This window comes from Cytophaga sp., from assembly GCF_051961495.1.
Classification (GTDB): Bacteria; Bacteroidota; Bacteroidia; order Cytophagales; family Cytophagaceae; genus Cytophaga.
Genome location: NZ_JBQCDF010000225.1, coordinates 1 through 8,827, shown reverse-complemented (window position 1 = coordinate 8,827; position 8,827 = coordinate 1). Strand labels below are relative to the sequence as shown.

Here is an 8,827-nt window from a genome sequence, read left to right as displayed (position 1 = left end):
AAAACACCAGATATGAAATTAAACCGTGAAGAACTATTACCAATTCTGAATAAGCTTTCAGCGAACACACCCGGATTGTTCGGGAACCTGAAACCGCAGGAAATGATCGAACATGTTACTGTTACTTTCCAAACCTCATCCGGTAAGTTGCATTGGGCTACCCCGAAAGATGAAGAGAAAGCCAATACAGCAAAACAGTTTATGGTATATACGGATGCAGAAATGCCTCAAGGCCTTAAAACAGCTACGATGGGAGAGCTGCCTCCACCGTTGATTCATAAAACGATTGCAGAAGCTGTTGAAACACTCTTGCAGGAAATTGAAAATTTTCACCAGTATTTTAAAATTCATCCGGGTGCTAAGACCAGCCATCCGCGTCTGGGAAGCATGACGTATGAGGAATGGGCTGTACTGCACACCAAACATCTGATCCATCATTTCAAACAATTCAGTTTGATATAAGTATGATGAAATAAAAAGTCCCCCGATCCGGATCGGGGGACTTTTTTATTTCTGTGAAAGGGAGGGATATACTATTTGTAGACATTACCAAGTATCTGCAGCCAGCTCTTGTGTTCTTCTCCGCCGCAACCGGCTTTCAGGTAGTAGTAGTATACACCGTCCGGTACATTGTGTGCATTCCAGTCGTTGTTGTAATTACTGGCGCGGAATACTTCTTTGCCCCATGTGTTATAGATCACCAGCTCAGAATTTTTTGCCACCATCAGCCGCTTGGTATTTTCAACTTCCGTGATTTTCAACTCATCGTTTTTATTATCACCGTTTGGCGTAATCAGGTTTGGTACATATAAATGCTGGTAGTTGATCGAGGCTACTTCCACAGAGTCCAGGTCTGTATTACAATTCGTTGTTTTATCCTGCACATATACATAGTATACTTCCTTGATGTCTGATGTTACAATACTGTATGAAGGTGATGCAGTTTCTGTAAAGGACGGAACACCTTTTTTACTCCATATATAATTGTATGAACCTGAAGATGCTGAAGTAACATGAACCGTAAAGTTTATCGTTGAACCAACACACAAAGTATCTTCCGGCTGATCAATGGTACTGATGGCGAAGCCGCCTGCACCAACCGTAACGGTTACAGTAGCAGAGGAAGGCGCTCCGCATGCACCTGCGATTTCATATTTGAAATCATAAGATTCTCCGGCTGTCAGGTTGTTTACCAATACAGCAATATTGGATTGAACAGTTAATGTTACTGATGGAGCAGGCGTTACAAGCGACCAGGATCCTGTCCCGTACGACGGCGTATTGCCTGTAAGTACAACACTTGTATTACACGTATTTATATCTGCACCGGCAAATGCTACGGTGTTTAACGGAGATAATTTTAACGTATCGGTATTTTCTGCAGAGCAGTTGTTGTTGGTTTCTTTCAGTTTCACAACACTTTGTGTTTGTCTGCCATCAGCTGTTAACTGAAATGTGTTTTCTCCGGATACCATGGTAATATCACCTGAAACAACAGACCATTCATAAGTACTGCCATTGGCAGTATTATCCGGATTTGCCGTGAATAATAAGGATGTTGTACCCGGGCATTGTGATCCTGGTCCTGTAATGGCTGGTTTCTGCACCATGGTTGTTGATACAATGACTGTATCGGTAGAAGTACCTGTTACGTTTGTTACGTTCCATACCATGCGTGCTGTGTCGCCTGTGAATGTAACGGTAGCTGTAGTACTGTTTGCAGGACTTACAGTACCGGTACTGCCGACAGCAAATGTCCATACACCTGTTTCACCAGAGTCCAGAGAAGCATTTAACTGTGTAGTATGTGTATTACATAATACGATATCAGAGCCTGCATGGGCAGTAGGCAATGGAGGAGGAGGCGCGCATGATTTGTAAGTAGCCGTTACCGGAACACGTGCACAAGCATTACCAGCCGTTACTATCCAACGGTACATACCCGGAATGGCATTGTTCGCCCAACCGGAAGTGCTGTTTCCTGTAAAGGTAATTACTCCGTTATAGTTCTGTGGGTAAGTCATACCTGTTTGGTACCAGTTCATATTAGATCCGCTGGACATTCTGATTTTGTAGCCTGTACCAACTGGTACGGCAATACCAACAGGCATTTTGAACACAACAGAATTTGCAACTACACATCCATCAGCTGTAGTTGCTGCCCAGCTTGGTGATGTACCAACAATGTTTCCCGATGCATCAGTTACCTGAAGCTGTATGGTTTGAGAAGGACAACCATAGGTATGTAAATCAATGTAAACTGAATCAATTACAATGGCGGTCTGTACATCAAATTTTAATTCATTCTCAGCTTGTACACTTCTGTTTTGCGGATTAGTTAATCCATTTCCTGTTAAGGGCAAACCTACAGGGATCCGGAAAGAGGCAGTATCCTCTACATAGAAGATGTAATTGTTTGTAGGTGTTGCAGCAAACGTATAAGAATCGCTGCCTTTCTGTATCATGTCTGTAAGCGCTGTGCTTGTTGGGCTTGTCCACCACTTATATTTTCCGGAGTTGTTCGGTGATACGCTTAAGGTAATATTTCCCGGGTTGCAATAAACGGCATTGGTTGCCACGGGCGCCTTGGTAGTAATGGTAATCTGTGAAGATTGCATACCACATAACGGGTCTGTGACTTCAACTTTATAGGTACCAGGAGTATTTACATAATATGTTTTCTGTGTATTGTCCCCGGGAGCTTCTGTCGGATAGTTTTTATACCATTTATAAGTAACGCCAACCCCTGTGAAGCCAGCATCAAGCGTTGTTGCCGCAGGATTACACAATTCAACATCAGAACCTAGGTTAACAGAGAATGTATTGTTAACTACGATCGCGTCTGATTTGGTGCAGGATCCGTTGTCACTTACACAGACAGAGTAGGTGCCCGGTTTGGTTGCAGAGAATGTATAAGGAGCAGAAAGACCGGTACCACTCGTAACATTACCATCACTGTCAACCCATGTAACAATGGTTGTACTGTTTTGGGGAACACCTGCATCCAGTGTGATGCCGCTGCCGCCATTACCGCATAACGTTCTGTCGGGACCCAGATCAGGTTGCGGACCGGTTGATCCATATGCACAACCAGGAATAAATGCAATATCATCAATGGCAAAATCCGATTCACCGGAAGTACCGCCGCAACCTACAGTCTGGTTTCCTTCAATACTGATTGTAACAGTTGCCGGAGGGTTTGAGCCCGAGTTCCATACCGTTTCATATTTCTGCCAGCCTGCAGAGGAGGGGTTCGCACCACCAAGTTTGGGTGCTATAATGTTCGCTCCGATGTTTTGTCCGTTTACATCAAAGTTTACAATCCCCGGGTAATTTGGGTTATCTTTTAGTGAATTGATCCAGACAGAGAAATAATAATTGGTATTAGGCTGAACGGGAATATTTGTTTGTCTCCATAACTTTATTCCTGTAACGCAAACACCATCGATCATTAAGAACTTATCATCGGAAGAAGGACTATGGTCGTTGAAGGTTGCCGAGAAGGCATTATTGAAAGAAGGCATTTGTGAACCCGTACCTACGAAGATATAACCCGGAACAGAGAAGCCTGAAGTGAATATTTTATACCCATCCGGGCCTGTATTCAGGTCTCCGTCAGAATCAGGTGTAAATGTCCAGCCGGTATAATCCTGAGAGAAGTCACCGTTAACAATTAAGTTCTGACCGGAATTTAAATCAGCAGGGCATTGCGCCTGTACGGTGGTCCATGTAATCGCCAGAAATAGGATAAGAAGATATTTATTCATTATTATAGTTAATGAGTTAAATTTCCCCTTGTATACTTTAGATCCTATAAAAGGTTGTTTAAATGCAATAAAACATGGTTTTTGTGTATAAATTGGATGTATTGATTCAAAAGTCAGAATAAATTCTACTTAAAATTGTAATAACATATGTTAAAACTGTGTTGGATTATTCTAAGTCAGATATTTTCAGATGTAATAAATCCTTTGAGTTTGGATTCTATCAGATTACAATTGACAAAAAAAGGTTTTTCTGTGATATCAAACGTTGCTACATTGGAGACGATGGAATAAGAACCTTTAACCTGGCCTAGTGGGGTTGATAAAGAAAAATTTCCGGCAGACTCATTGCCTTCAAAAGTAGCGCCATCATTGTTCATTATAGCTTTTTTTGCACGAGCTATTAAAATTTCGGCATTTTCATTGAAAGGAAAACTAAAACGACAATCAGACATAAGAGAGTTTTTTTTGTGGTTGGTTTCCAAAAATACATACTAAAAAATTAAAAAGCATTTCTCTGTATTTTTCATTAAACAGATAAATGAAATTTTATTTCTATAATATCTGAATACAGTAGGATTTTTTCTGAGTGAGAAGAAAACATTGCAATAAGATTTCAAAAACTTGTAAGATAGTCTACGTATTTAATTGTAAAGTTCGATATTTTAATTATATCTTTATTGAACAAATGAATTATTCAATACTTGGTATACGGACGCTGATACTTGCAATAACAAGTATTATCTCATTGATGATGAGTTATTCATCTCCTGCTCAAAAGACTGCAGCAGGGTGGATGTATAACTATGCTTTTGATGGGAATGCATATGATATTGGTCCGAACCGTATGCATGGCCAGATGGTTGGCGGTGTAACAGCTGTAGCGGATCGGTTTGGCAGACCAGGAAAGGCCCTTGGTTTCAATGGTGTTGATGGTTTTATCCGTATTCCTTTCTCTTCAGTTTCAAAAAACCTACCTACGGTTAATTTTGCGTTTACGATCTGGTTGTATGTAGATAAATACAATGCTTCACCATTTTGGGACGAATTAAAAACAGATAAATATTCTCCCGTCTTTTGTAAAACAGAAACTGCCCCTGCTTTTCAATACCGTTTGGGTGTTGCGGACCAGGGATTTTATTTTGATGGTGGGGAAGAAGGCAGTTCCAAAGGCTTATATACAAGTAATGGTGTAACACTTATTCCCGGAAAGTGGAATATGCTTGCGGTAACATTTAATGGATATGTTGCAAAATATTTTTTGAACGGGCATTTGATTGCCTGCGAAAATATTGGAGCAAAGTTTTTAGAAAATAATCAACCTTTAATTGTGGGTTGTGATTTTCCGGGACAAGCGAGTTATTTTGCCGGCAAAATGGATGACTTTAGTATATGGGAAAAATTCATTACTGAAGATGAAGTAAAACAGATCTTCGCAGTACAATCCAAATATCCTTTTATTCCACCTAATATAACCGTACCTCCTGCTGAGCCTGTAGTAGTGGCACCGGATACAACAACAAAAACAGTTGTCAAGGTTGAAACTCCTGCGTCAAAAGATACTGTAAAATCTGCTGTTACTAAAAAAGATTCGATTCCTGCGACTGCTCCGAAACAGGAAGTATTCGAAGTTAAAAAAGGTGATAAGATCGTTTTGCGGCACGTGTTGTTTGTGCAAAGCAAGGCAGAATTTTTACCTGAGTCTTATAAAGAATTAGATCAGCTTGTAGCTACATTAAACCAGCAACCCCAGATCACAATTGAAGTCAGTGGCCATACGGATAACCAGGGTAACCGTGATTTAAATATTGAATTGTCTGAAGAGCGTGCAGAGAAAGTTAAGGATTATCTGGTAACACATGGCATTGACGGCAAACGCATCAATGTCAAAGGCTACGGACCGGATAAACCAATCAGTCCGAATGATACCGAAGAACACAGGAGACTGAACCGGAGAGTAGAGTTTGAGATTATACAAATGTAACTTTTAACAATAATCATCGATTATAAAAAACGTCCCGATAACTATTAACTATCGGGACGTTTTTTTATGTGATGAAAAGAATCTGCCAGACGCTGTACTTGAAAGACATGTTCCGATCAAAAGAAAGTCCCGCCTTTTGAGCGGGACTTTCTTTTGAAATAAACTATGAATAACAATTCACGCAATTTATTTTTTACCAACTAAAGAGATATCCAATTTGATATCATCAGAAAGAACCATGTCTTTAGTTTTATCCGCTACATAAGAAACACCATATTTCTGACGGTTGAATACCAATTTACCAGTAGCTTTAACACCGCCAACAGTATCAACAACGATATCTGTTACAGTTTCAGAGTTTGTTTTGCCACGTACAGTTAAGTCACCTGTTGCAGAGTTTCCATTAACAGATTTAATAACAAATGTTGCAGTAGGGAATGAATCAACAGCAAAGAAATCTTTTCCGCTTAAGTGACCAACTAAGTATTCTTTTGGATGGTCTTTTGTGTAACTGCTATCTGTAGGAGTGATCGATTTCATATTTGCTGTGAAAGTACCGCCAGTAATTTGTAAACCTTTTACTGTAAAAGAGCCTTCAGAAATTGTAAGATCACCATAGTGCTTATGCATTTTAAGCATTTGACCTTCCCAAACAACTTTTGAAGCAGCAGTATCTACTGTGTAAGTAGCTTCAGTTCCTGTAGAATCTACAGCTTTAACTTCAGCAGGTTTGTTTGAGTTACAAGAAGAAAACATTACAGCTGCTAATACTGCACCTGAAATAAGTAATTTAATTTTCATAATTTGTTAGAATGGTTTAATAATACATGTTTGAACATATAATGAACAATTTTAAGAAAGAGTTCCTATATTTCCTAGCAAAGCTAATTAATAATTGATTGTTAATCATTTATATTTTTATAAAATTTCTAAAAGAGCATTTACAAAAGATAAAAAACATATTCAATTAAATGAATACTTGCCAGGGTGCAATTTAAAGGTTTTCAAAAAGAGCCCTTAATTCAGTTGCTTCTGCCGGCTTCATTCTGCCCGCCAGGATTAAACGAAGCTGTCTTCTGCGCAGGGCACTGTCATATAATTCTTTTTCCCGGTCTGTTTCAGGGATTACTTCCGGAATAGGCATGGGTTTTTTAGCTTCGTTCAAAGCTACAAAGGTGAAAAATGCTTCGTTACATTTTGTTTTTACCTTGCTTAAAACATCTTCGGCCCATACTTCAATATGCACTTCCATAGAGGTTGTAAATGCCCGGGTAACAGTTGCCTGCAGCGTTACAATATTACCTAATGCAATAGGAGCCTTGAACGACACATTATCTACCGATGCGGTTACCACACCCTGGTTACAATGTCTTAATGCACATATGGCACCTACAACGTCCATCAGATACATCAGACGGACACCCATCAGGTTGTTTAAGGTATTGGTATCATTGGGCAAGACCAGTTCGGATTTTATCACCAATGATTCGCTCGGATGTTTTGCTTGTAGTGTCATAATTTATTTGTTTGGGCATTCCATCCGTCTTTACCAACAAGAGGTACAAAGCGGAAGTCGCCGCATTCTTCCTGTGTAATTTCTTTTTCGCTGACTTTGGTCAGACGCAGCATTTTTTGATTTTTCTGGTCACCAACGGGTATTACCAAAATACCACCGACTTTCAATTGTTCAAGTAATTTCTGTGGTACATAAGGTGCACCTGCCGTTGCGAGAATCCTGTCGTATGGCCCGAAGCGGGGAAGCCCCTCGCTGCCGTCGCCACAGAAAAACTGGGCTTTGTAGCCCATCGAGTTGAGCAGTTTTTTTGCTTTCTCAAATAAACTTTTGTGGTATTCAATCGTGAATACTGTAACGCCCATTTCAAGTAACACACAGCATTGATAGCCCGATCCGGTACCGATCTCCAGTACCTTCATTCCCGGAGAGAGCTTCAGCAAGCTTGTTTGCGATGCAACCGTGTAGGGTTGGGAAATGGTTTGTCCATCCCCGATAGGAAAAGCCTTATCCTGATAGGCATGTTCCAGAAAGGCATTATCTAAAAAGATATGTCTGGGTACCCGGTCAATGGCCTGCAAGACTGCTTCGTCCTGAATGCCCTTGTCTCTAAGTACTTTAATAAGCTTTCTGCGCAACCCTTTGTGCAAATAGGAATCCTCAGGCATTTTTAAATTCGTAGTATTAATAAATATTTTGAATACTAAAATAGTTCTACTTCTTCGGATTTAATAATTTAGTGTTGAAAATAGATATTGACACCCAGTATAAATTTTTACAAAACCTTGAAAAGATCGTACTATAGTTTAATTCCCGCATCTTTAGATTTTATTGCTTCGGTAGTAGCCTGGATCGTATTTTTTTATAACCGGAAACAATTGCTGCATGAAGAGCCAGAAAGTTTTCATATCTCGCTGATCCTGAATGCAACTGTGATTGGTTTTTTCTGGGTTAGCTTGAATATCCTTGCCGGTTCATATTCAGACATCTTTGGTAAAACACGTATAAAAGAATTATTTAAAGGCTTTAACCATACGCTGATCGGCGTAGTGATCATATTCTTTACCTTATTACTTGATGACGAAGGAATCAATGAATACAAGGAATATTACAGAACCTTCACTGCGTATTTCATCATTCAGTTTTTTTGTTCTTCTGTTTCTAAAATTATTTCATTTACATATCTCCGGGAACAGGTAGCATCCGGTAATATCACGTTCAACACGTTGCTGGTAGGATCGGGTAAGGCGGCGCGCAAGGTATACGATGAATTACAAAAACGTAAAGATGCGCTCGGTTATTCAATCATTGCATATATGCCTGCTGCGAAAGGAAGTCAGGATTTATGTGCATCTGTATTAAAGCCTATTGGAGATCTGGAACGCATCAACACTGTTATACACCGTTGTCATATTGACCGGGTAATTATTGCGCTTGAAAAAGATGATGATGAATATCTTGAGCTTTTGTTGGGAGATCTAGAAGGGGAGTCGGTAAAATTCAATATTATTCCTGTAAATTATCTGCTGATATTAGGTTCCGTAAAAGTAAAACTGTTATCAAACC

The 8,827-nt window shown here is 39.8% G+C and carries 8 protein-coding genes; 3 read left to right on the top strand and 5 right to left on the bottom strand.

Annotated features, from left to right (window positions below; all coding sequences use genetic code 11):
• A partial coding sequence (locus ACTHJT_RS12600) for a DUF1569 domain-containing protein (protein ID WP_440238698.1) occupies positions 1 to 462 on the top strand: 462 nt, incomplete at its 5' end.
• A 71-nt stretch (positions 463 to 533) separates the two neighbouring features.
• Here ACTHJT_RS12600 and ACTHJT_RS12595 read toward each other — a convergent pair.
• Together ACTHJT_RS12595 and ACTHJT_RS12590 are read right to left on the bottom strand one after the other, a co-directional pair.
• Positions 534 to 3,767 carry a gliding motility-associated C-terminal domain-containing protein gene (locus tag ACTHJT_RS12595; protein WP_440238696.1) on the bottom strand — a complete coding sequence of 1,078 codons (3,234 nt, stop codon included), beginning with the start codon at positions 3,765 to 3,767 and terminating at the stop codon, positions 534 to 536.
• Positions 3,768 to 3,943: 176 nt separating this feature from the next.
• Positions 3,944 to 4,219 carry a hypothetical protein gene (locus ACTHJT_RS12590; protein WP_440238694.1) on the bottom strand — a complete coding sequence of 92 codons (276 nt, stop codon included), beginning with the start codon at positions 4,217 to 4,219 and terminating at the stop codon, positions 3,944 to 3,946.
• Between the two features lie 233 nt (positions 4,220 to 4,452).
• Here ACTHJT_RS12590 and ACTHJT_RS12585 point away from each other — a divergent pair, with 233 nt between their 5' ends.
• A complete protein-coding gene (locus ACTHJT_RS12585; RefSeq protein ID WP_440238692.1) occupies positions 4,453 to 5,748 on the top strand; it encodes an OmpA family protein in 1,296 nt (431 codons plus the stop codon).
• Between the two features lie 186 nt (positions 5,749 to 5,934).
• Here the strand turns inward: ACTHJT_RS12585 and ACTHJT_RS12580 are convergent, their stop codons facing one another.
• The 3 genes from ACTHJT_RS12580 to ACTHJT_RS12570 form a co-directional block, all read right to left on the bottom strand.
• On the bottom strand, positions 5,935 to 6,549 hold the full coding sequence (locus ACTHJT_RS12580; protein ID WP_440238690.1) for a YceI family protein: 615 nt from the start codon (positions 6,547 to 6,549) through the stop codon (positions 5,935 to 5,937).
• 193 nt (positions 6,550 to 6,742) lie between these two features.
• Entirely contained in the window at positions 6,743 to 7,264 is a 522-nt protein-coding gene (locus ACTHJT_RS12575; RefSeq protein WP_440238688.1) for an acyl-CoA thioesterase, read from the bottom strand.
• Positions 7,261 to 7,929, bottom strand: coding sequence for a protein-L-isoaspartate(D-aspartate) O-methyltransferase (locus ACTHJT_RS12570; RefSeq protein ID WP_440238686.1), 669 nt, complete (start codon positions 7,927 to 7,929; stop codon positions 7,261 to 7,263). Before ACTHJT_RS12570 ends, ACTHJT_RS12575 begins: the two co-directional genes overlap by 4 nt.
• A 117-nt stretch (positions 7,930 to 8,046) precedes the next feature.
• On the opposite strand from ACTHJT_RS12570, the gene ACTHJT_RS12565 reads away from it, so the two are divergent.
• Positions 8,047 to 8,827 (top strand): nucleoside-diphosphate sugar epimerase/dehydratase (locus tag ACTHJT_RS12565; protein WP_440238684.1); only part of this gene is annotated, 781 nt, incomplete at its 3' end.

Coding starts and splice junctions, on each gene's coding strand:
- ACTHJT_RS12595 (WP_440238696.1), bottom strand. CDS start 3,767: ATGAATAAATATCTTCTTATCCTATTTCTGGCGATTACATGGACCACC.
- ACTHJT_RS12590 (WP_440238694.1), bottom strand. CDS start 4,219: ATGTCTGATTGTCGTTTTAGTTTTCCTTTCAATGAAAATGCCGAAATT.
- ACTHJT_RS12585 (WP_440238692.1), top strand. CDS start 4,453: ATGAATTATTCAATACTTGGTATACGGACGCTGATACTTGCAATAACA.
- ACTHJT_RS12580 (WP_440238690.1), bottom strand. CDS start 6,549: ATGAAAATTAAATTACTTATTTCAGGTGCAGTATTAGCAGCTGTAATG.
- ACTHJT_RS12575 (WP_440238688.1), bottom strand. CDS start 7,264: ATGACACTACAAGCAAAACATCCGAGCGAATCATTGGTGATAAAATCC.
- ACTHJT_RS12570 (WP_440238686.1), bottom strand. CDS start 7,929: ATGCCTGAGGATTCCTATTTGCACAAAGGGTTGCGCAGAAAGCTTATT.